The organism is Roseobacter sp. HKCC-CH-9208 (genome assembly GCF_037805125.1).
Taxonomy (GTDB): Bacteria; Pseudomonadota; Alphaproteobacteria; order Rhodobacterales; family Rhodobacteraceae; genus M30B80.
Window position 1 is genome coordinate 2,229,429 of record NZ_JBBLYK010000001.1, and the last position, 20,302, is coordinate 2,249,730.

The following is a 20,302-nucleotide window of genomic DNA, read 5'->3' on the forward strand; positions in this document are numbered from 1 at the left end:
ATACGACATGAAAACTAGCTTCGCTCTTCGCGTTCACTGTAAATCTCGCCGTGGGATTGTCTCGGCAATCTCTACCTTCTTGGCGGAACAGGGATGCAACATTACGGACAGCGCGCAATTCGACGACGCCGAAACGGGATCCTTCTTTATGCGTGTCAGTTTTCAATCTGAAGAGGGCAAAGCGCTCGATTACCTGACCGAGGCGTTCACTTCCGTCCGCAAGAGCTTTGACATGGATGCTGAGTTCTTTGACGAAGCTACAAAGCGCAAGGTGGTCATCATGGTGTCGCGCTTCGGCCATTGTCTAAATGATTTGCTGTATCGCTTTCGGATCGGGGCGCTACCGATTGACATCGTGGGCGTGATCTCCAACCACATGGACTACCAGAAAGTCGTTGTGAACCATGATATTCCGTTCCACTGCATCAAGGTTACTAAGGACAACAAGCCGGAAGCAGAAGCGCGGATCATGCGGGTCGTAGAAGATACCGGCGCAGAGCTGATTGTGTTGGCTCGCTATATGCAGATCCTTTCTGACGACATGTGCCGCAAGATGTCTGGACGGATCATTAATATCCATCACTCGTTCCTGCCTTCATTCAAGGGGGCTAATCCCTACAAACAGGCCTTTGAGAAGGGGGTAAAGCTTATTGGGGCGACGTCGCATTATGTCACCGCCGATCTTGACGAAGGCCCGATCATCGAACAGGACACTATCCGTGTCACCCACGCGCAATCGCCAGAGGATTACGTGTCGCTTGGGCGTGATGTCGAAGCGCAAGTCCTTGCGCGGGCCATACATGCTCACGTGAATGGCCGGGTCTTCCTAAATGAAAACAAAACTGTGGTCTTTCCGCCGTCGCCGGGCTCCTACGCCTCGGAACGTATGGGATAGGAGGTAGACATGTCTAAGACACTTGATCTTATCACAATCGGCCGATCTTCGGTTGACCTTTACGGCGCGCAGATCGGTGGGCGTTTAGAGGATATGGGGTCGTTCGATAAGTATATCGGCGGCTCGCCCACCAACATCGCCTGCGGGACGGCGCGACTTGGGCTAAAGTCAGCAGTAATCACGGGCGTTGGTAACGAGCATATGGGACGGTTCATCCGTGAGCAGTTGCAGCGCGAGGGGGTGAACACCGACGGTGTAAAAACCGACCCTGAGAGGCTGACGGCACTCGTTCTGTTGGGCATCCGGGATCAAGAACAGTTTCCACTCATTTTCTACCGCGAAAATTGTGCGGATATGGGTTTGACGGTGGACGATATCGATCCAAAGTTCATTCAAAGCGCCCGCGCGGTAGTGGCAACCGGCACTCATCTGAGCAACCCACAGGTGGAGGCGGCGACGCTGAAGGCCCTCGAGATCGCGCGCGCTAACAGCATGCATACCGCGCTTGACATCGACTATCGCCCGAACCTTTGGGGCGTAGCCGGTCATGGCGATGGCGAAAGCCGTTTTGTAGAAAGCAGGGCCGTTACAGAAAAATTGAAATCGACGCTACATCTCTTCGATTTGATTGTCGGCACTGAAGAAGAGTTCCACATCGCTGGCGGCTCGACAGACACTATCGAAGCATTGCGCGCAGTACGCGCGGTTTCAGGCGCTACATTGGTTTGCAAGCGCGGCGCAGCGGGGGCGGTAGCATTTGACGGTGATATCCCAGGCACCCTAGATGACGGCCAGACAGGACCGGGCTTTCCGATTGAGATCTTTAACGTGCTGGGGGCAGGGGACGGCTTCATGTCCGGCCTGCTCAAAGGCTGGCTCGATGGTGAGGATTGGCCAACGGCCTTAAAATACGCAAATGCCTGCGGTGCATTCGCCGTCAGCCGTCATGGCTGCACGCCCGCCTATCCAAGTTGGGAAGAACTTCAGTTCTTTTTTCAGCGGGGGATAAAGCAGTCGGACTTGCGAAATGACGAGGAGCTTGAACAGGTGCACTGGGCGACTAATCGTCTGGACGATTGGCCGTCAGTAAAGATTTTTGCCTTCGACCACCGTCTGCAACTAGAAGAGATGGAGGGCTACACCAAGGCCAAGGGTGCGGCGTTTAAGGAACTATGCCTTGATGCTGCATTGAAGGTACAAAATGGTCAGGCGGGCTATGGTATTCTATGTGACAATCGTATCGGACGCTCCGCGCTACATCGTGCCTCTGGCTCAGGCCTCTGGATTGGACGACCGACTGAATTACCAGGATCGCGGCCAATACAGTTCGAGTCCGAATTGGGAGAGGACGTTGGCAGCCTTCGGGAATGGGCGCGGGAGAATGTGGTCAAACTACTGGTATTCTGCCATCCCGATGACGATGACAAGACAACAAAGATGCAGATCGCAAGAGTAAAACGTCTGTTCACGGCGGCGAGGCGTAACGGGCTAGAGTTCCTGCTTGAGATCATTCCGTCGAAGGTTGGCCCAGTCAATGATACGACCTCGGCGACATTAATTCAGGCATTCTATGATGCTGGCATCTACCCTGACTGGTGGAAGTTGGAGCCGTTCAGGACGGAAGCTGCTTGGGCTAATGCGGTTGCTGCGATTGAACGGAATGACCCGCGGACGCGTGGGATTGTCGTACTGGGTCTCGATGCGTCAGAGGCAGAGCTTTCTGCCAGCTTTGCGCTGGCTGCGAAACAGCCGCTGGTGAAGGGATTTGCGGTAGGTCGAACGATCTTTGGTAATGCTGCGCGGCGCTGGATGGCGGGCGAGTTGTCCAATGATGAGGCCATCATAGAAATGAAGGATAAGTATGCCCGCCTTTGTGGGATTTGGGACAAAGCCCGCAACTTAGCGAAGGAGGACGCAACATGACATCCACGATCCGATTGACCGCTGCACAGGCTTTGGTTCGCTATCTTACGGCCCAACTGACGGAAGACGGTGAACCGTTCATCGCTGGTGTCTGGGCGATATTCGGTCATGGCAATGTGGCTGGGCTGGGCGAGGCTCTATATGCCTCCCGCGATGCGATCCCGACGTATCGAGGCCATAACGAGCAGACGATGGCTCACGCTGCGATTGCTTATTCAAAGCAGTTGAGCCGTAGGCGAGCGATGGCCGTCACATCGTCTATTGGCCCGGGAGCGACTAATATGGTGACGGCCGCTGCGCTGGCGCATGTGAACCGTTTACCAGTCTTGCTGGTCCCAGGCGACGTGTTTGCAAACCGTGGCCCCGATCCGGTATTGCAGCAGGTAGAGGACTTCGGCGATGGGACGATCAATGCCAATGACGTCTTCAAGCCGGTCAGCCGCTATTTTGACCGGATCACTCGCCCCGAACAATTGCTGACGGCCTTGCCGCGGGCTTTTCGTACTATGACTGATCCAGCAGACTGCGGCCCAGTGACTTTGGCCTTCTGTCAGGATGTTCAGGCTGAAGCCTACGATTATCCCGTCAGCTTTTTCGAGCCTGTTACTTGGTATCAACGCCGCGTGCGCCCGGATGCCGAGGAGCTTGCACGCGCAGTGAAGGCGATCAAGGCAGCCAAGAAGCCGGTGATCGTAGCGGGTGGAGGCGTGCATTATTCCGGTGCGACTGAAGCGCTTGCTGCTTTCGCCGAGTCCCACAACATTCCCGTTGCCGAGACCCAGGCAGGCAAGTCTGCTCTGCCCTGGGATCATTCATTGAATTTGGGGCCCATTGGTGTGACAGGGGGCGAGCCTGCGAACGATGTTTGCGCTGAGGCCGACCTGGTTCTTGGGATTGGTACGCGGTTCCAGGATTTCACGACTGGTTCTTGGGGGCTTTTTTCCAATCCTGCGCGCCGTATTATAAGCCTGAACGTGCAGGCCTATGATGCCATGAAGCATGGTGCGATGCCGGTGCTGGCGGATGCCCGGGTTGGGCTTGAGGAATTGGGAGTGGCACTTGGCAATATGCGCTTTGGTCGGGACGTCAAGCCCCTAAAGATCAAGTGGTTTGCCAAGGTTGATCCAATCACTGAGGCTCCCGGCGACGGCAATTCGCTACCAACCGACATGCAGGTGATCGGTGCGGTCCAACGTGCCGCGGGTGACAACACAGTCGCTATGTGTGCGGCCGGCACTATGCCGGGCGAGTTGCACAAGCTATGGAAGGCAGGGCGGCCGGGATCGTACCACATGGAATATGGGTTCAGCTGTATGGGTTATGAGATTGCAGGCGCCATGGGCATCAAGATGGCCGATCCTGAGCGCGACGTGATCTGCTTCACTGGCGACGGCACCTACATGATGGCGAATTCTGAGATGGCAACTGCGGCAATGCTCGGGATTTCCTTCACAGTAGTAGTGACTGATAACCGCGGTTACGGCTGTATTAACCGGCTGCAGATGGGCACTGGCGGTGCTGAGTTTAACAATCTCCTGGAACATGCAATCGGGGGTGAAAATTCAAATATAGATTTTGCCAAACACGCCGAAGCAATGGGCGCGACTTCGATTAAGGTTGCATCTATTTCCGAACTGGAAGTGGCGCTTTCTAAGCGGAGCAGTATTAAGGGTCCTTTTGTAGTCGTCATCGACACCGATCCTTATCCGTCCACTGAGCCTGGCGGGACGTGGTGGGATGTTGGAGTTCCAGAAGTATCAGAACGGGCCCAAGTGAAAGCTGCCTACGCGAGTTATGTTGAGAACAAGAAGTCTCAACGAACGGACTAGGTCGAAAAGGAACAACACCATGACTAACCTTCTGAAAAAACCCTTCGGCAACCGTGGAAAAGTTCACCAGATTACGCCGGAAAGTGCGGGTTGGCGTTACGTTGGCTTCTCGCTTTACCGGCTCAACGCAGGAGATACTGCTGCCGAGGCAACCGATGATCGAGAGGTAATTCTTGTAATGGTTGAAGGTAAAGCCAGGATCCATGGTATGGGACAGGATTGGGGTGTACTGGGGGAGCGGATGAACGTTTTTGAGAAAACCCCGCCGCATTGTCTCTATTTACCGAATGGCACTGATTGGGAGGCCAAAGCCGAGACTGACTGTGTAATCGCCGTCTGTACCGCGCCTGGGCATGGTGGGCATAAGGCGCGCCGCATTGGCCCGGATGGCATAACTTTGACTGAACGCGGCAAGGGCACCAACACTCGCTATATCAACAACATAGCAATGGAGAACGAAGACTTCTGTGATAGCTTGTTGGTGACGGAGGTGTTTACGCCTGCAGGGCATTGGTCATCCTATCCCAGCCACCGCCACGATGAAGATGATTTTCCGCGCATCACGTATCTAGAAGAGACGTACTATCACCGGCTTAACCCTGCCTCAGGTTTTGGGATCCAGCGCGTTTACACAGATGACGGATGCCTGGATGAAACGATGGCGGTAAACGATGGTGATGTTGTCCTTGTCCCGCGCGGCCACCACCCCTGCGGCGCGCCCTATGGCTACGAGATGTACTACCTCAATGTTATGGCTGGACCATTGCGGAAATGGCGCTTTGTTCCTGCACCAGAGGTCGAGTGGATCATGGATCGGGACGCATAAGAGCGCCTAGCGCCCCAGGTGCGCACGACTGCATATTTGTTGCCGTGCATATCTCCTGATTATTGGGGTCGAGTGCTTCTATGCCTTGACACATTTTAGTTAGGATGATTGCTTTTCTCGAATGCAACACCTCTTGGCAACCGTACTGATCGCCGCAGCGCTCGCTTCCCCTTTAGGGGCAGAGGTCGCCTCGATAGAATGTGAATGGCCTGATGGGGAACTGGCCACGTTTCAGTTGGATTTGGAGAATCAAATAGTCTCTGACACCAGCTCTGAAGGTGATTGGAGCACAACTATTTTAATTTGGAATAATCGGTTCATAGGATGGGCTGATGTTCAAGGCCCAAGGTATGGGAGCAATACCATTAAAAGTTTTCTTTTAGACCGTCAGTTTTTGTCTTTGCAAACAAGGGTCATGAGCACTGGCTTTCGGGACCTTTCGTCGCTTGATACAACGCTTCAATGCATAAGGTCATAATAAAATACATTGTAATAGGCATGTTAGCAGCCACCGCACAGACCTCACCGGTGAGGGCGGAAGCGGTTGTACCGTTAACTGTACAGCAGTTTTTTGAAGTCTGTCAGCCCACTCGAGTAACGGACTTTGTTGATGACAATGATTATATACAGTTTGGTCTTTGCATGGGTGTAATTGTAGGTTTGTCCAGTTTGATGGATTTAAACTGTCAGCTGGATCGCAACGATACTCCTAATCATTTAAAGGCAGACCTATCAGGCGGAAACACTTCACTTACCGCCTACAGACAAACAATGTGGAATTACGCTAACGACAATCCAAGTCTTCGTAGCTTTCCCGTCGGCATGCTAGCCGCGTCGCTTGCTGAGGAGTGGCCGTGTATTGAACCGCTATGAACCCACCATCAAAATCCTGTTAACAAGCGTGCGCTACGTCATCATTTGGCTCTTAACGTTTGTATTTTCGACCGCTTTCGTTCTGGACGATGTAAAAATATCTGATGCGAACGCATGGCAAATGGCAGGGCTAATCATTTTGCCGACAGCAGCCTGCTTATTTAGCTGGTTTTTTTACAGTGCAAAAAAATAGCCAGCACCTAAAACTAGAATTTTCTAGCGAGCACACAGTGTTGGCGTAGGCTACTCCTTTCCTGGAGTTTTATAACTTGATTTTACTGCTTTAATTGCGGCCAGACCTTTATCCAGGTCAAATTCAGGCAACATTACCATATCTTCCCAAGCCCCGGAGTCGGTCACTGCTTTTAATAATCCACTTGCAGCTTCAAGGCTTGGCAATTCCATAAGAGCTGCCATATCGTAATCGCCTTGCAGATACATCAAATCAAGGAGCTCACCTCCCGCTGCTTTTGCGATTGATGCCGCGGCTTCTTTGCGGTTGGCGAAGTTGCTGTTCTCTAAACCTTCGAGCCCCTCTTCGCTGTACATTCCAATATACAAAACTCTCATTTTCCTATCTCCTATGTTGCAATTTCAGAATTGCATAAAAATTTTAAAATAACAAAAAATACGTAAGGCGAGGATGTTTTTCTTGGCTAAAACCACGTCGGCTTGTACTCACTAATTGAAGTATTGTTTGGGTCTGAAACTGGAAATTTCCTCGAAAATCTTGGTTTTTTGACTTTAATGCTGCGAGATATTCGACTGGTTGCGCTGCCACTGATAGGTTGAAAATCGTTATTTTAGCTTGACGTGAATCTGACCCAGTGCGCTGATTGTCATTGTATAAATTACATTATGCATGAATTTTTTTGAGGTGAAAAAATGAGTAATTACTCCGGCATTTGGCCCGTTGCTCCCACGCCTTTCAACGAAGATGGGAGCTTAGATCTTCATGGTATGAAGCGTGTTTTAGACTGTTTGATTGATCAAGGAGCCGATGGAATTTGTATTCTTGCCAATTTTTCGGAGCAATTTCTGATCTCTGACGCAGAGCGCGAGGAGTTAGCTCGACTTAGTGTCGAGCACGTCGCTGGACGGGTGCCCGTGATAGTGACGATTAGTCATTATGCAACTCAGATAGCTGTCCAGAGAGCACAGTTTGCGAAGGACCTGGGAGCAGATGTGGTCATGATGATGCCGCCATATCACGGGGCACTGTTAAAAGGCACTCCTGAGCAAAGCTTTGAGCAATTTGAGGCTGTTGGCAAAGTGGGTATCGATATTATGGTGCAAGACGCGCCTTTGTCTGGCGTTGAACTCTCTGTCCCGCTCTTGGTTAAAATGGCAAAAGAAATAGAGGCAGTTAAGCTTTTCAAAATTGAATGCCCAAGAGCAGCAAACAAAATTCGAAGTTTGATTGAGCACGGTGGCGACGCAATAGAAGCCCCCTTCGATGGAGAAGAGGGTATTACGTTGTTAGCTGACCTTGATGCTGGTGCAACTGGTTCTATGACGAGTGGTATGATCGTTGACCAAATCAAGCCCGTAATTGTTAAGCATCTAGCCGGAGAAATTAAATCAGCTACAGACTGTTATGAACGCATTGCAATGGCAATAAATCATGAAAATCGCCAGTGTGGCTGGCAAGCATGTAAAGTTGCGATGGTAGAAGGTGGTGTCATCAAATCGGATTTTTGTCGTCATCCAATCCCTCAACTTCACCCTAAGATTAAATCTCGATTGATAGATTTATTAAAGCCGTTAGATCCAGTAGTATTGCGATGGGGACGTTGAATATATCCAAGTAGGTTGTTGAGCTGCGAAGGCTTTATGCTTTTAAAATAGAGATGAGCATTACCGTCAGTGCGTGACCTAAAAAACGCCGTATTTTTTATAAGCGTCGACAGGGTCCATCCCGCTCATTAGAGCGGCCCGCATTTCTGTTTCTGTACTTGCTTTCTCTTCTGTTGCTTTGACGACATCTTCAGCAATCGTGCGGGGGATAATAACTACTCCGTCAAGATCAGCGATTACGTAATCTCCCGAATTTATTGAGACACCACCGATCTCAATGGGTTCGCCCATAGTTTTTGCCACCCACCTTCCGACGATGTCTTTTGGCGTGTTGAAGCGACAAAAAGTCGGAAACTCATTTTCAAGTATAAATGACACGTCTCTTGTGGCCCCATCTACGATGTATCCCTTAACACCTTTGTTCTTAAGCACCTCAGAAGACAGCTCTCCCATTAATGCAACTTCGTAAGTGTTAGGTTGGCAGATTAGGACCTTCCCAGACGGTGCTTTTGATAGAACAGTCGACCAACTCAGCAGTGTTGAATGAGGATCCTGACCTACTTCGTAATGCCCATCGATTGTGAAAATTTCGCCGGCTAGTTTCTGCCCAGGTATCAGGGCGCTGATACCATGGGGCAAAACACAATTGTCGTGCCCTAGCGCACGCAACGCATCGTAAACTGCGCTTGAGTACAGTCGCTCCAAACGTGTTGTTAAGTCATGCATGCGTCGTTTCCTTTATCACGATATTCCGTTCCCAACACACGCGATAAACCTCAATCATGTCAATACAGCTAACAAGGTTAAAAAAGATTGCGCGGTTTGGCGCCCCTAGATTGGGCGATGTACGTTATGTTGCAGCTTTGATCGGCAAGGGGGGGAGAAATGGATATCATACTACGACCCTGAATGTTGCATTGCTCACGAAGACCGTAACTGCTCATATGCGTTTCCGTGGCTTAGATATCGGCAAGGAGAACGGGTTGACCCGTTTTCGCGGACTTTGTTGCCGCCTCGGCCATTGCGAGGGCCAGAACCCCGTCTGACAAGGTAACGGGCAGGGCGGCTCCTTCGGTGATCGCTGCGACAAAGGCAGACCATTCAGCCTTGTAGGCCTGCATGTAGCGCTCAAGGAAGAAATAGGTGGGCTTAGCCCCCGTTACGCCATGTATTCCCGATTTAACAACGGTATTTTCGAGCATATTTTGCGCTTGCAAAAGGCCTTTTGATCCAAGGAGTTCCACACGCTGATCATAGCCATAAACCGCACGGCGCGAGTTTTTGATGACGGCCAATTCGCCACCTGCATAGTGCAAAGTAACAATCGCCGTATCAAAATCACCTGCCGCACCAATCTCTGGATCTACGATTGAGGAAGCCGTTGCGGTGATCGAAACAGGCGCAGAGCCCATAACAAAATTTGCCATATCAAAATCATGGATCATCATATCGCGGAAAATCCCGCCAGAAACTTTGATATATGCGACAGGCGGTGGAGCGGGGTCAAAAGAGGTGATCGACAGCAATTCCGCCTTGCCAATCTCGCCTGCCGTGAGCGCTTGTTTGAGCGCGCCAAAATTGGTGTCAAAGCGGCGGTTGAACCCGATCATCACAGGGCAGCCCGTGGCATCGACGACATTTTGGCAGGCGCGCGCGCGTTCAAGGCTCAGGTCAACGGGCTTTTCGCACAGTACGGCCTTGCCGGCGCGGGTGGCGGCCTCCATCAAATCGGAATGGGTATCGGTCGAGGTTGCAATCAGTACCGCTTCAATCTCGGGATCTGCGATGATCTCATCCGTGCTGCGCGCCACGGCGCCATATTGCGCCGCCAATTTTTCAGCTGCCTCAGGATAGAAATCCGATACAGCGGTCAATTCGCTTTGGGGGTGTGAGGTGATGGCCGTGGCATGAACGCCCGCGATGCGGCCTGCGCCGAGAAGTCCAACTTTCAACATGCTCTATACCTTTTCTTCGGGCCAAAACCCGTGGGGATGTGTCTCTCAACTGTTAGCGCCAAATGTGAGAATGCTTGCGCCCGCGTCAAGCGCCGAAGTGACGGGTCATCTCATCGGTGTCTGCAATGATGGAATTGATCGAGAAGCGTTTCATGTCAGGTCATTTTCCAAAGGGGTGAGCGTCCATCTTCTAGTCGAGAGGCGCATCATACGTTGCAAGGGCACCTGTCTATAGCTGAGGCCGATCAGTGTGGCGGGTGTCGAGGTTGCGGCGCGTAAGGCATCAACAAGGGAGATGCCGACATCTTCGACCATCACTTTCACCGCGCGGGTCAGGTCTAAATCTGCGCCTGCAAGCGTGCCATCGTCCAAGGTCAAAACCCCGTTCTTTCGGGTGATGCGCCGACCGCCGAGGTCAAATTCCGTGATGTCGCTACCTGCCACCGCCATTGCATCGGTGACAAGGAATAGCCCACATGGCCCCTTTTTTGCGTCCCATGCCGCGCGCAAGGATTGTGGATGCACATGCACCCCATCCGCGATCACGCCTGCGCTGACGCTGCCCGTGCCCAAGGTCGCCCCGACTAAGCCAGGCGCACGGCTGTTGAGCTGGCTCATGGCATTGAACAAATGCGTTGTGGCCCGCACCCCCGCCTTAAAATAGCGCAGGCAGGTATCGTAATCTGCATCCGTGTGGCCTAAGGACAAAATGACGCCTGCGCGCGCCAATTGGGCCACTTGGTCTTCTGTGACGTTTTCAGGGGCGATCGTCAGTTTCAAACAGGGCAGGGATGCCGCCGCGTCAAGATAGACTGCCAGATCCTGCTCTGTCATTGGGCGTATCAGGCCGCCCGCATGCGCTCCTTTGCGGGCCAGTGACAGATGCGGCCCCTCAAGGTGCAAGCCCGCAATCTCATCGACCTGTGCCGCGACAGCGTCTTGGGTTGCGGCGATGGCTTCACGGGTGACTTCGGGGGTATCGGTGATGAGGGTCGGCAAGAAGGCAGTGGTGCCCAAGCGGCGATGCGCCTTGGCCATGCGCCGCAAGCCGTCACAGTGAGGGACAGAATTGAACAAGATCCCATCCCCGCCATTGACCTGCAAATCGACATAGCCCGCAAATAAAATATCGCCGCCCAGATCAATCTCTGCGGCCCCTTGCAGGTGGTGATCCGTGCCAAACGCCCCTGCAAAATCATCGCCGTCAAACTGCGCTGTGGCGGGGCCCGTCAGGGTGGCGCCATCAAAATAGCGGGCGTTGCGGATCAGGTGGTGTCGCGCGCTCATGCAACCCCCTCGCGCGCAAAATCCGAGGCAAGGGCGAGGGCACCTATAATGGGTGCGGCCGCAGGCGCGGTGATGCGGGCCTGTAAGGCAGGTGGCAAATAGGGGAGATACTGGCCTCCAAGCCCCCCTGTGAGGCAAAGATCTAGCCCCTCATGCCATCCCAAGGCCGTTAGGCTTTGCGTGATTTCTTGCGCTCCTGCCTGCATCAGGGCGAGGGCGAGAGGTTCATCTTGGGCGGCGGCGCTGCACACCAAGGGCGCAAGTGCCGCGATCTCATCAGGGCGGGCATGGGTGGCAAAGCGCACAATCCCAGCCGCCCCATCATATTGGGCGAGCAGGGATTTCGAAAAATCAGTGGCGCGCCGCCGCCCGTCCACGGTTTCTAGCGTGGCGCTGAGAACCGCGCGCCCCAACCAATGGCCCGAGGCCTCATCCCCCAAAACATAACCCCAACCGCCTGCGAATTTTTGCGTGCCGCCCAGTTGAACCCCCCAAAATGATCCTGTGCCACAATGGGCAATCGCGCCATCTTTTGCCCCAAGAGCGCCGCGCAGGGCAGGGGGTCGGTCATCGGTCACTTGGACATGAGAAAAGGGCAGCGCCTTGCGCAGGCGCGCGGCCATCTGTGGCCCAGTCACCCCTGCAACCCCGATATAACAGGGGCAAGCGATAAGATCCGCAACGGGAATTTGCAATTTGGCACAAAGCGCCTCGACCCCGCCAAGGATCGTGTTCAATGTGCCCTCAAAATCACTCGACACATTGGCCGCGCCCATATCTACCAAGCTGTGATTTTCACAGCTGCCATAGGCGATACGGCAATGCGTGCCGCCACCATCAATGGCCAGAACATTCGCGTCAGGGGCATTTTTCATAGCCTCTGCGATAGCATAGGATTTGTCGCTCAAGAAAGCTTATTCCTGTTTCTACGTTAGTTTGATGGGCTAGGCTGAAAGAAGTAGCCCTGCCGCAATGGTCCACATGATGCCGCCAATGACCGCCTCAAGAAAGCGCCATGCTTTGGCGGACTGAAATAAGGGCCGCGCGAGCCGTGCGCCGAAGCCAAGGCTGAAGAAAAAGCAAAAAGAGGCCAGAACGGCTCCCGCTGCAAAAATGGGTTTCTGCCCGATAAATTGGGCAGAAACCGCGCCCAAAAGAACCATGGTGTCGAGATAGACATGCGGGTTGAGCCATGTGATGGCCAAACAAGCGGTCAGACTTGCCCAAAGGCGTGTCGGTGGGGTGGCCTTGCTCAGGTCGATTGCGTCCGTGCCTTCAAATGCAGCGCGAAATCGCAACGCGCCATAGGTGAACAGAAAGAGCGCCCCGCCATAGGTGAGGGCAGGCGCAATCCAAGGCAGCGCCGCGGTCGCCCGTTCAAAGCCTGCAACCCCAAGGCTGATCAAAATCGCGTCTGACAGCGCACAGGTGAGACAAACCCAAAACACATGACGCCCCAACAGCCCTGTGCGCAGCACAAAGGCATTTTGCGCCCCAATGGCCAAAATCAAGGTTAGGCTGGTGAAAAATCCTGTGATGAAGGCGGTCATAATCTGCGCATGGGTGAATTGGTGTCGGGTTGAAATGTTTTCATAATACGGGACTGTTTTTCTATTGTGCCTTTGGGGTTTCAACGCCCTAAATTTCCACTTAGTGCTTGGAAGTACTTATTTTTTGAAAAAATCCCCTATATTTATGGGGTGAGTGTAATGAGTATGAAAGGGGTATGTGATGGCACGCAAGGGTATATTGACGATTTCTATTTTGGCTTCAATCGGGTTTTCTCTCGGGGCTGTTCAAGCGCAGGAGGTCGCGCCAGAGATTGAGGCATTGGTCAGTGATCTCGCTACAGAAGGGTATACTGAGTTTACGCTCGAAGACTCGATCTTCACCCCGCCGACTTTGGTCGCAGAGCAAGACGGCATTCTTCTTGAGCTAGAGTTGGATCCTGAAACCTTTGAGGTGACTGAGATGGTTGTCGCCTTGGATGAAGATGGGGATGGCATAGTTTCGCGCGCCGAGCGTAGGAACGGTATCGTTGCAGAAGACTTACCCGCCCAAGCATCTGATCGCGCGCGCGAGGCAGTCGCACAGGCCCGTGCGCGTCAGCAGGAACGCGTGGAAACCCGCGCCGCAAATGGCGGCAATATGGGCAATGCTGCGGCATCTGCCACCCGCGCTGACGGCCCGTCCAACAGCAATGCGGGCGGCAATAGCGGTGGAAATGGAAATGGCAATGCGGGCGGCAATGGCGGCGGCAACGGAAATGGGAACGGCGGCGGCAATGGCCGCGGCCGCAACTAGTCTTTCGCTACTGATGTGCTGATTAAGAGGGGGGGCGTTGTCACGCCCCCTCGAACCGATACCCCTGATTGGCGCGGGTGGCGCGGCCGATCCCGCCATTGGGCAGGTGATAGCCGATGATGGTGATCTCGTCAGCGGCGCATTGATCCATCAGCGCGGCACGGGTTTCTGCCCCCAAGGCCTCATCCTGATCTGATCCCGATGTCCACTCGGGCCGTGCAAAGCCAACGTGGTCATTGGTCACGACATCACCAATGATCATCAATTGTTGTGAACCTGACGCAATTTCAAAGGCCATATGGCCCGGGCTATGGCCGGGCGTTAATTTCGCGCGGAGGCCAGAAACGATTTCGGCGCCATCACTGATCCGCGTGATCTGGTCGCCCAAACTGTCAAGCCGGCGCGAGGCCCCTGCGGCAAAGGCCGCGCGGGCCTCGCCAATTGAATTGACGGTGTTTGGGTCCATCCAATAGTCATATTCAATCTCGCCCATGATGTGCTCGGCATTGAAGAATGTCGCCTCGTCAAAATCATCTAGCACACCCCAAAGATGGTCAGGGTGGCCATGGGTAAAGAGAACATGGGTGATGTCATCTGCCGCAATGCCCGCCGCGTTGAGTGCATCAAGCAATTGCCCCGCGCTGTCTTGAAAAGCAAAACCTGCGCCTGTGTCGATCAGGATTGTTGCATCGCCCTTTCGCAGAAGCGTGACATTGCAGGGCGGCGTCAGCGGCGCGTTTCGATCTACGCCAGCCTCGGCCAAAATGGGGGCAAGGGCCGCGTCATCCATTGGGCCAAAGATGAAATCTGCTGGCAAGGTGAGGCTGCCATCTGAGAGGGTCATCACCTCAAAATCACCCATATTTAGCGTGGTCTGCGCCCATAGTTTGCGCGGCAGGGCAAGGCCTGACAGGGTGGCTGCAGCACTTGATAAGATCAAATTGCGTCTGGTGATTTGCATGGTCATTCCTCCCAAATTTCGGGAGAAGGATAGCCAAGCAAAACATATTCGAAAAGTCTAATATTTACGACTCGGCCTCGAAGCCAAGGATCAATTGGCGCAGGCCGACCCATGCCCCAAGCCAGATTGCTGCCGCGACAAGGGGGGCGGTGATAGAGAGGCTGGACATGGCTGATAGCCCCTGACCGATGCTGCATCCAGCGGCCAATACGGCGCCAAAGCCCATTAAAACTGCCCCAAACAATTGGCGCTTCAATTCACGCGGGTCTTCGCAGGCCTCCCACCGAAAGCCCCCTTTGATCAAGCTGCCTAAAAAACCGCCCGAGATCACGCCGATGACGGAGCCAATTCCAAATTTCGCGGCGATCCCTGAGGAGAACATTGCATAATGGATGGTCTCACCGATAGATGCAGCAAAGGTTTGTGAGACAACAGGCCAAGCCTGCCAGCCGTTTTGCCCCACCCAATAGGTACCGAAAAAGCCCCATGTCACCGCGACCCCAACCGTCATGCCCCAGAATGTGTTGCGCAAGAGCCGCGCCTTTGGGGTTTTGACAATAGCGATTAAAAACACAGTTAATCCAAGAGCCATTCCTAAAACCGAAGGGGCCACCAAATCGCCTACAAGAAAGGCAAGGCTTGTTGGGGTGCCATGCGCAGGGGTAGCGTCAAACAACAAGATCCGCAGCGGGGCCAGAATGCCCGATAGGGCGATCAGGGCAGCAACGCCCATGACCAAAGCAATGACCATCGCGCGCAAATCGCCACCACCAAAGCGGGCCAAGGCCGTAAAGCCGCAATTGCCCGCCTGCGCCATGCCATAGCCAAAAATCAGTCCGCCGATAATGGCGCCCGCTATTGTATAGCTGCTTTGCAGGTAAACCACGCGGCCCAAATCAAGATAGCCCAAATGATGCAACGCGTGGTTGAGGAAAATGGCGATGCCAAGTGCCGCAAGCCACAGGTAAACGCGGCCTGTGTTCTCACCATAATGGACATCTTCGATCATGCCTAAGGTGCAAAATCCCGCCAAACGCGCGGCAAGGCCCAAGATCAAACCACCTGTAAGGCCGATCAGCACAATGGCCAATGGCTCACCCAATACTTCGAGCACGTCCCCTCCCTTCCGCCGGAACAGGGGTGACCGATTTGCCCGATCTTACCCTTTGGCGCAGAACAACTCGTAAACCAGTTCGATGATCCGCGCTGCGCGGTCATCTGTCAAACGATAATATATTTGCTTTCCATCGCGCCGTGCGGTCACCAACCCCTCAAGACGCAGGCGCGCAAGCTGTTGAGACACAGCCGCCTGACGTTGCGATAAGAGCGTTTCAATCTCGGTCACAGATTTTTCACCGCGCGTTAATGCGCACAAGATCATCAAGCGGCCCTCATGACTGATTGCCTTGAGGAAATCGCTTGCAGCCTGTGCCTCGCAGCGCAGTTTTTCCCAATGAACTTTGTCCATCGGGGCAGTGATGTCAGGCAATATTGTTGGCCTGTCTTCGTTAAGCATGGTCCATCCTGCCGAGATCGGGTGGGGCATCTCAATTTGAGCCAGGGTTTAGCTTAACCTGCAGCATCAATCAACTGGCCGAGCAAAAACCAAAAGAATTCTTCGCCTGGATAGCCTTCGATACGGCCTGTTTCCGCACCATCTTTGAGCAGAACAAACGTGGGTGTGTAAACCGCTCGCTGCGCAAGTGTTACGCTATCTGGCAGGGCATCATCAATATCCGCTTGACGCAAAGGGGCTGTTTGCCCCTCTGGGGTAATCGGAAATTCCGGGCCGATCTCGGCATGCCAGAGCGCGCAATACACACATCCCTCATCTTCAATCATCAGCAATTCCAAATTTTGTGCCGAGGCCACTGTGGTCGCGCACAACCCAAACGCAAAAAACAGCATTGTTGTACGTGCAAAGATTGACTTGCCCAAATTTGTAAACGCAATATGAATATTTGAATATGAAACGATAGGAGGCGTCATGTTCGATGTAACTCTGGGCGGTGCCTTTGTTGCGGGACTGTTGTCGTTTCTATCGCCATGCATTTTGCCGATGGTGCCATTCTACCTTAGTTACCTTGCTGGTGTAAGCCTAAATCAGGTTGCCGAGGGCGGTGGCATCACGCGTGAAATCCGTTTGCGTGCGGTTCTTGCGGCGATGTTCTTTGCCGCGGGCATCGTGACGGTCTTTGTTGGGCTGGGGGCTTCGGCCTCGGTGTTTGGACAATTGCTGCGCGATTGGTTTGATATTCTGCGTTGGATTGCAGCCGCGCTGATTATTGCAATGGGTCTACATTTCCTCGGCGTGATCCGAATTGGCATCTTGTATCGCCAGTTTCGTGCAGAGGCGGGATCGGTCAGCAATATGTCATATGGCGGGGCTTATGTGATCGGTCTTGCCTTTGCCTTTGGGTGGACGCCTTGTGTGGGCCCTGTTTTGGCTGCGATTTTGTTCACCGCTGCTGGAACTGACACGGCCAGTCAAGGGGCCACATTGCTGTTGGCCTATGGTCAAGGCATGACCTTGCCCTTTGTTTTGGCGGCAGGATTTGTGGGGCCGTTTATGCGCATGATGGGGCGGTTCCGCCGTCATTTGGGGCTGGTCGAAAAAATCATGGGCGCGCTTTTGATCATCTTTGGTGTGCTGATTGCGACCAATGCCCTCAATTACATTGGCCAATGGCTGATCGAGAATTTCGAGATTTTCCGCCAATTGGGTTAAGGCGGCAAAAGGGGAGGATGCGATATGAACCTAAGAACTATGATCGTTGCCGCAGGTCTTGCGCTGCTACCACTGTCGGCTGTGGCGGTGGAATTGGATGGCGATGGGCTGCACCGCGCCGATTGGATTATGGATACGTTCCGTGATCTGCGCGAGGATTTGGACGAGGCCAATGCGATGGGCAAGCGTCTGGTCGTGATGATCGAACAGCGCGGCTGCATCTACTGCACGCAGATGCACGAAGAGGTCTATGTGATCCCCGAAATTGAACAGATGCTCACCGATGATTTCTTTGTGGTGCGTGTCAATATGTATGGCAGCACCGAGATGGTTGATTTTGACGGCACCACGTTGTGGGAGGGCGATATGGTGCGGCGGTGGCGGGTGATGTTTACGCCCACAATCTTGTTTTTCCCCGAGGATGTGCCAGAAGGTGCCACTGCGCCTGATGCCGCGGTTGCGATGATCCCGGGCGCATTTGGCCGGTGGACGACCTTCAATATGCTCAATTGGGTATTGGAAAAGGGCTATGAGAGCGAGGAGGGCTTTCAGGCTTATCATGCCCGCATGCTGCGTGATCAGCTGCCGCAATAGGAAATCTTTGGTTTTGCAGCAGTATTAAGTGCAAGTAATTTCAGTGACTTGCATTACAACCTATTCAAAAAAGTAAATATGTTCTTGCAATCTAAGGGTGCACTTGTTTACCGTTGTATACAGAGGCGCATGAATCGCCCTAGGGAGGAAAAATGTTTACACGCCATATAATTTTGGCGGCTCTCTTAGGAGTGTCCGCAGGTGCAACACAAGCTGAGGTTGTGTCACCCTCGGCCGTTGTGGCCAATGAATACGGAGAAATTGCCCAGTCATTGACCGGAATTGCGGGGGACCCTGCTCGCGGCCAAGAGGTTATGACCACTCGTGGACTTGGGAACTGTATTGCATGCCATCAGGTAACTGCGTTGCAAGAATATCCATTCCACGGTGAAGTTGGCCCATCTCTGGATGGTGTTGGCGCACGCTGGGATGAGGCCGGGTTGCGAGGGATCGTAGTCAACGCCAAGGCTATGTTTCCTGAGTCAGTGATGCCAAGCTTCTATAAAATTGATGGCTACATAAGGCCAGGAGATGCTTACACAGGAAAGGCTGCGGAAGGGGCTCTTGATCCTCTATTGGCAGCGCAAGATATCGAAGATGTGGTGGCCTATCTTTTGACCCTCACTGAATACTAAATTGAGCGTTTATGGGAGATAAATTCATGTCACTTACGCGCAGAAAGTTTGTTGGTACAACTGTTACCTCCGCTGCCGCTTTGACAGTGTTGCCTAATTTGTCATTAGCAGAAGGAGCTGGTGAAGCTATTTCCGCTTACACTGGCGGTGCAGCTACATCAGATACTGGCCTCACGCTCATAGCGCCTGAGATCGCAGAGAACGGTAATACGGTTCAAATCGAAGTGAGCGCACCTGGCGCTGAGGAGATCGTAATATTTGCCGATGGAAATCCAAACCCGAACGTAGCGACTTTTAAGTTTGGCCCGGCCGCAGGCTCGCAAGCTGCCACAACCCGTATTCGTCTTGCGGGTGAGCAAGACGTCATAGCCATCGCTAAGATGTCTGATGGGACCTTCGCGAAGGCTGTGTCTAACGTAAAGGTTACAATCGGCGGCTGCGGCGGCTGAGAAACGGAGATTAAAATGGCAGAGAATGTAACTGCACGTGTTCGTGCACCTCGTGAGGCCTCGGTAGGCGAGGTAGTATCTGTACGCACGCTTATTAGCCATCCGATGGAAAGCGGTATGCGTCGAAATGGCGATGGTGAAGTGATACCACGCTCAATCATCAATCGATTTGTATGCACCCTAAATGATGAAGTGGTCGTCGATATTACTTTGGAACCATCGATATCCACAAATCCTTACCTCCAATTTGAAGCAAAGGTTACTGAGTCTGGAACCTTTAACTTCACTTGGTATGACGACGATGGATCGGTTTATGAAGAGAGTTCTGAGATTTCAGTAAGCTGATTATTGTCAGCACGAGGGAGGAAGCAACGAATGAACACTAAGTCCAAAATCGCGACTATCGCCGTTGCATTAGGGGTGGCAGCATCATCGAGCGTTTTGCATGCTGACGAAGATGCAGATCTCGTAGTGAATGGTGAAATCGAAATGGTGGTGCGAACCGCAGCGCCTGCTCATTTGGAGGGAGCAGTTTCCACCATTTACTCCGGCTGGGTATTCCGTGCTGATGAAACCCAAGCTATGCAAGCGGATGATTTTGACAACCCTGGGATGTTGTTTGTTGAAAACGGCGAACAGCTTTTCAACACGGCTATGGGTGCTGATGGGCAAAGCTGTGCTTCATGTCATCAATCGTCCGATTTGACGAATGTTCGTGCCACATATCCTAAATGGGATGCAGAACACGGTGCAGTCCAAACAGTGGAAATGCAAGTCCGGGAATGCCAAACTGAACAAATGGGTATGGAAGAGCCTTGGGGCATTAATTCTGGTGATATGCTTGATATCACTGCGTTCATTGCATCCGTTGGACGCGGTCAAATAGTCGACGTGGCAATCGACGGCCCTGCCCATGAAACTTGGGAGTTAGGACGTGAAATATACTATACACGGTTTGGGCAGCTGGAATTAAGTTGTGCTAATTGCCATGAAGAAAATTATGGAAATCGTATTCGTGCCGATCACCTAAGTCAGGGCCAGATTAATGGTTTTCCGACGTATCGTTTGAAGAATGCGAGACTTAATGGTGTCCAAAACCGTTTCCGTGGGTGTGTACGTGATACACGCGCAGAAACCTATGCGATCGGCAGTGATGAATTTGTTGCGCTGGAACTTTACGTTGCATCGCGTGGCAATGGTCTGACGGTCGAGGGGCCGTCGGTTCGAAACTGATTTACTGTTTGCC

Annotated in this window: 24 protein-coding genes; 14 read left to right on the forward strand and 10 right to left on the reverse strand. The window is 52.9% G+C overall.

The window, feature by feature from the left end; all coding sequences use genetic code 11:
* Positions 1-7 precede the first annotated feature (7 nt).
* The 6 genes from purU to AAC621_RS11290 all read left to right on the forward strand — a co-directional run bounded on the left by purU (position 8) and on the right by AAC621_RS11290 (position 6,539).
* Positions 8-895, forward strand: coding sequence for a formyltetrahydrofolate deformylase (gene purU / locus AAC621_RS11265; protein WP_340255747.1), 888 nt, complete (start codon positions 8-10; stop codon positions 893-895).
* Positions 896-904: 9 nt separating this feature from the next.
* A complete protein-coding gene (locus AAC621_RS11270; protein WP_340255750.1) occupies positions 905-2,818 on the forward strand; it encodes a bifunctional 5-dehydro-2-deoxygluconokinase/5-dehydro-2-deoxyphosphogluconate aldolase in 1,914 nt (637 codons plus the stop codon).
* Entirely contained in the window at positions 2,815-4,647 is a 1,833-nt protein-coding gene (gene iolD / locus AAC621_RS11275; protein WP_340255753.1) for a 3D-(3,5/4)-trihydroxycyclohexane-1,2-dione acylhydrolase (decyclizing), read from the forward strand. Before AAC621_RS11270 ends, iolD begins: the two co-directional genes overlap by 4 nt.
* A gap of 19 nt (positions 4,648-4,666) precedes the next feature.
* Entirely contained in the window at positions 4,667-5,473 is an 807-nt protein-coding gene (iolB, locus tag AAC621_RS11280; protein WP_340255756.1) for a 5-deoxy-glucuronate isomerase, read from the forward strand.
* Positions 5,474-5,971: 498 nt separating this feature from the next.
* Entirely contained in the window at positions 5,972-6,346 is a 375-nt protein-coding gene (locus AAC621_RS11285; RefSeq protein WP_340255759.1) for a hypothetical protein, read from the forward strand.
* Positions 6,333-6,539, forward strand: a complete 207-nt coding sequence (locus tag AAC621_RS11290; protein ID WP_340255762.1) for a hypothetical protein — start codon at positions 6,333-6,335, stop codon at positions 6,537-6,539. The genes AAC621_RS11285 and AAC621_RS11290 overlap by 14 nt, the downstream gene beginning before the upstream one ends.
* Positions 6,540-6,589: 50 nt before the next feature.
* On the opposite strand, the gene AAC621_RS11295 is transcribed toward AAC621_RS11290, so the two are convergent.
* Positions 6,590-6,916 carry a GYD domain-containing protein gene (locus AAC621_RS11295; protein WP_340255765.1) on the reverse strand — a complete coding sequence of 109 codons (327 nt, stop codon included), beginning with the start codon at positions 6,914-6,916 and terminating at the stop codon, positions 6,590-6,592.
* A 315-nt stretch (positions 6,917-7,231) separates the two neighbouring features.
* Here AAC621_RS11295 and AAC621_RS11300 point away from each other — a divergent pair, with 315 nt between their 5' ends.
* Positions 7,232-8,143, forward strand: coding sequence for a dihydrodipicolinate synthase family protein (locus AAC621_RS11300; RefSeq protein ID WP_340255768.1), 912 nt, complete (start codon positions 7,232-7,234; stop codon positions 8,141-8,143).
* A 78-nt stretch (positions 8,144-8,221) separates the two neighbouring features.
* On the opposite strand, the gene AAC621_RS11305 is transcribed toward AAC621_RS11300, so the two are convergent.
* The 5 genes from AAC621_RS11305 to AAC621_RS11325 form a co-directional block, all read right to left on the reverse strand.
* A complete protein-coding gene (locus AAC621_RS11305; RefSeq protein ID WP_340255771.1) occupies positions 8,222-8,869 on the reverse strand; it encodes an RraA family protein in 648 nt (215 codons plus the stop codon).
* Between the two features lie 233 nt (positions 8,870-9,102).
* The gene (gene iolG, locus AAC621_RS11310; protein WP_340255774.1) at positions 9,103-10,098 is read right to left on the reverse strand and encodes an inositol 2-dehydrogenase; all 996 of its coding nucleotides are present in this window, start codon (positions 10,096-10,098) and stop codon (positions 9,103-9,105) included.
* A gap of 150 nt (positions 10,099-10,248) precedes the next feature.
* On the reverse strand, positions 10,249-11,385 hold the full coding sequence (gene nagA / locus AAC621_RS11315) for an N-acetylglucosamine-6-phosphate deacetylase (protein WP_340255777.1): 1,137 nt from the start codon (positions 11,383-11,385) through the stop codon (positions 10,249-10,251).
* Positions 11,382-12,293 carry a BadF/BadG/BcrA/BcrD ATPase family protein gene (locus AAC621_RS11320; protein WP_340255780.1) on the reverse strand — a complete coding sequence of 304 codons (912 nt, stop codon included), beginning with the start codon at positions 12,291-12,293 and terminating at the stop codon, positions 11,382-11,384. Before AAC621_RS11320 ends, nagA begins: the two co-directional genes overlap by 4 nt.
* Before the next feature lie 36 nt (positions 12,294-12,329).
* A complete protein-coding gene (locus AAC621_RS11325; RefSeq protein WP_340255783.1) occupies positions 12,330-12,935 on the reverse strand; it encodes a LysE/ArgO family amino acid transporter in 606 nt (201 codons plus the stop codon).
* Between the two features lie 181 nt (positions 12,936-13,116).
* On the opposite strand from AAC621_RS11325, the gene AAC621_RS11330 reads away from it, so the two are divergent.
* Positions 13,117-13,689: a hypothetical protein gene (locus AAC621_RS11330; RefSeq protein ID WP_340255786.1), complete on the forward strand. Its 573-nt coding sequence runs from the start codon at positions 13,117-13,119 to the stop codon at positions 13,687-13,689.
* 40 nt (positions 13,690-13,729) lie between these two features.
* Here the strand turns inward: AAC621_RS11330 and AAC621_RS11335 are convergent, their stop codons facing one another.
* The 4 genes from AAC621_RS11335 to AAC621_RS11350 all read right to left on the reverse strand — a co-directional run bounded on the left by AAC621_RS11335 (position 13,730) and on the right by AAC621_RS11350 (position 16,558).
* Positions 13,730-14,650 carry an MBL fold metallo-hydrolase gene (locus AAC621_RS11335; protein WP_340255789.1) on the reverse strand — a complete coding sequence of 307 codons (921 nt, stop codon included), beginning with the start codon at positions 14,648-14,650 and terminating at the stop codon, positions 13,730-13,732.
* A 64-nt stretch (positions 14,651-14,714) separates the two neighbouring features.
* A complete protein-coding gene (locus AAC621_RS11340; RefSeq protein ID WP_340255792.1) occupies positions 14,715-15,764 on the reverse strand; it encodes a YeeE/YedE family protein in 1,050 nt (349 codons plus the stop codon).
* A gap of 45 nt (positions 15,765-15,809) precedes the next feature.
* Positions 15,810-16,118: an ArsR/SmtB family transcription factor gene (locus AAC621_RS11345; RefSeq protein ID WP_340256499.1), complete on the reverse strand. Its 309-nt coding sequence runs from the start codon at positions 16,116-16,118 to the stop codon at positions 15,810-15,812.
* A gap of 101 nt (positions 16,119-16,219) precedes the next feature.
* Positions 16,220-16,558 carry a hypothetical protein gene (locus AAC621_RS11350; protein ID WP_340255795.1) on the reverse strand — a complete coding sequence of 113 codons (339 nt, stop codon included), beginning with the start codon at positions 16,556-16,558 and terminating at the stop codon, positions 16,220-16,222.
* A 79-nt stretch (positions 16,559-16,637) separates the two neighbouring features.
* Between AAC621_RS11350 and AAC621_RS11355 the strand changes: the two genes are divergently transcribed.
* The 6 genes from AAC621_RS11355 to soxA all read left to right on the forward strand — a co-directional run bounded on the left by AAC621_RS11355 (position 16,638) and on the right by soxA (position 20,289).
* Complete coding sequence (locus tag AAC621_RS11355; RefSeq protein WP_340255798.1) at positions 16,638-17,378, forward strand: cytochrome c biogenesis CcdA family protein; 741 nt, start codon at positions 16,638-16,640, stop codon at positions 17,376-17,378.
* A gap of 24 nt (positions 17,379-17,402) precedes the next feature.
* The gene (locus AAC621_RS11360; protein WP_340255801.1) at positions 17,403-17,972 is read left to right on the forward strand and encodes a SoxW family protein; all 570 of its coding nucleotides are present in this window, start codon (positions 17,403-17,405) and stop codon (positions 17,970-17,972) included.
* A gap of 152 nt (positions 17,973-18,124) precedes the next feature.
* Positions 18,125-18,607, forward strand: a complete 483-nt coding sequence (gene soxX, locus AAC621_RS11365; protein ID WP_340255804.1) for a sulfur oxidation c-type cytochrome SoxX — start codon at positions 18,125-18,127, stop codon at positions 18,605-18,607.
* 26 nt (positions 18,608-18,633) lie between these two features.
* On the forward strand, positions 18,634-19,056 hold the full coding sequence (gene soxY / locus AAC621_RS11370; protein ID WP_340256502.1) for a thiosulfate oxidation carrier protein SoxY: 423 nt from the start codon (positions 18,634-18,636) through the stop codon (positions 19,054-19,056).
* Positions 19,057-19,071: 15 nt separating this feature from the next.
* Complete coding sequence (gene soxZ, locus AAC621_RS11375) at positions 19,072-19,401, forward strand: thiosulfate oxidation carrier complex protein SoxZ (protein WP_340255807.1); 330 nt, start codon at positions 19,072-19,074, stop codon at positions 19,399-19,401.
* Between the two features lie 30 nt (positions 19,402-19,431).
* Positions 19,432-20,289 (forward strand): sulfur oxidation c-type cytochrome SoxA, encoded by an 858-nt coding sequence (gene soxA / locus AAC621_RS11380; RefSeq protein ID WP_340255810.1) that lies wholly within the window; start codon positions 19,432-19,434, stop codon positions 20,287-20,289.
* Positions 20,290-20,302: the final 13 nt, after the last annotated feature.

Coding starts and splice junctions, on each gene's coding strand:
- purU (WP_340255747.1), top strand. CDS start 8: ATGAAAACTAGCTTCGCTCTTCGCGTTCACTGTAAATCTCGCCGTGGG.
- soxX (WP_340255804.1), top strand. CDS start 18,125: ATGTTTACACGCCATATAATTTTGGCGGCTCTCTTAGGAGTGTCCGCA.
- iolD (WP_340255753.1), top strand. CDS start 2,815: ATGACATCCACGATCCGATTGACCGCTGCACAGGCTTTGGTTCGCTAT.
- soxY (WP_340256502.1), top strand. CDS start 18,634: ATGTCACTTACGCGCAGAAAGTTTGTTGGTACAACTGTTACCTCCGCT.
- AAC621_RS11270 (WP_340255750.1), top strand. CDS start 905: ATGTCTAAGACACTTGATCTTATCACAATCGGCCGATCTTCGGTTGAC.
- iolG (WP_340255774.1), bottom strand. CDS start 10,098: ATGTTGAAAGTTGGACTTCTCGGCGCAGGCCGCATCGCGGGCGTTCAT.
- AAC621_RS11355 (WP_340255798.1), top strand. CDS start 16,638: ATGTTCGATGTAACTCTGGGCGGTGCCTTTGTTGCGGGACTGTTGTCG.
- AAC621_RS11335 (WP_340255789.1), bottom strand. CDS start 14,650: ATGCAAATCACCAGACGCAATTTGATCTTATCAAGTGCTGCAGCCACC.
- AAC621_RS11345 (WP_340256499.1), bottom strand. CDS start 16,118: ATGGACAAAGTTCATTGGGAAAAACTGCGCTGCGAGGCACAGGCTGCA.
- AAC621_RS11300 (WP_340255768.1), top strand. CDS start 7,232: ATGAGTAATTACTCCGGCATTTGGCCCGTTGCTCCCACGCCTTTCAAC.
- AAC621_RS11350 (WP_340255795.1), bottom strand. CDS start 16,558: ATGCTGTTTTTTGCGTTTGGGTTGTGCGCGACCACAGTGGCCTCGGCA.
- AAC621_RS11325 (WP_340255783.1), bottom strand. CDS start 12,935: ATGACCGCCTTCATCACAGGATTTTTCACCAGCCTAACCTTGATTTTG.
- AAC621_RS11295 (WP_340255765.1), bottom strand. CDS start 6,916: ATGAGAGTTTTGTATATTGGAATGTACAGCGAAGAGGGGCTCGAAGGT.
- AAC621_RS11285 (WP_340255759.1), top strand. CDS start 5,972: ATGTTAGCAGCCACCGCACAGACCTCACCGGTGAGGGCGGAAGCGGTT.
- soxZ (WP_340255807.1), top strand. CDS start 19,072: ATGGCAGAGAATGTAACTGCACGTGTTCGTGCACCTCGTGAGGCCTCG.
- nagA (WP_340255777.1), bottom strand. CDS start 11,385: ATGAGCGCGCGACACCACCTGATCCGCAACGCCCGCTATTTTGATGGC.
- AAC621_RS11330 (WP_340255786.1), top strand. CDS start 13,117: ATGGCACGCAAGGGTATATTGACGATTTCTATTTTGGCTTCAATCGGG.
- iolB (WP_340255756.1), top strand. CDS start 4,667: ATGACTAACCTTCTGAAAAAACCCTTCGGCAACCGTGGAAAAGTTCAC.
- soxA (WP_340255810.1), top strand. CDS start 19,432: ATGAACACTAAGTCCAAAATCGCGACTATCGCCGTTGCATTAGGGGTG.
- AAC621_RS11360 (WP_340255801.1), top strand. CDS start 17,403: ATGAACCTAAGAACTATGATCGTTGCCGCAGGTCTTGCGCTGCTACCA.
- AAC621_RS11305 (WP_340255771.1), bottom strand. CDS start 8,869: ATGCATGACTTAACAACACGTTTGGAGCGACTGTACTCAAGCGCAGTT.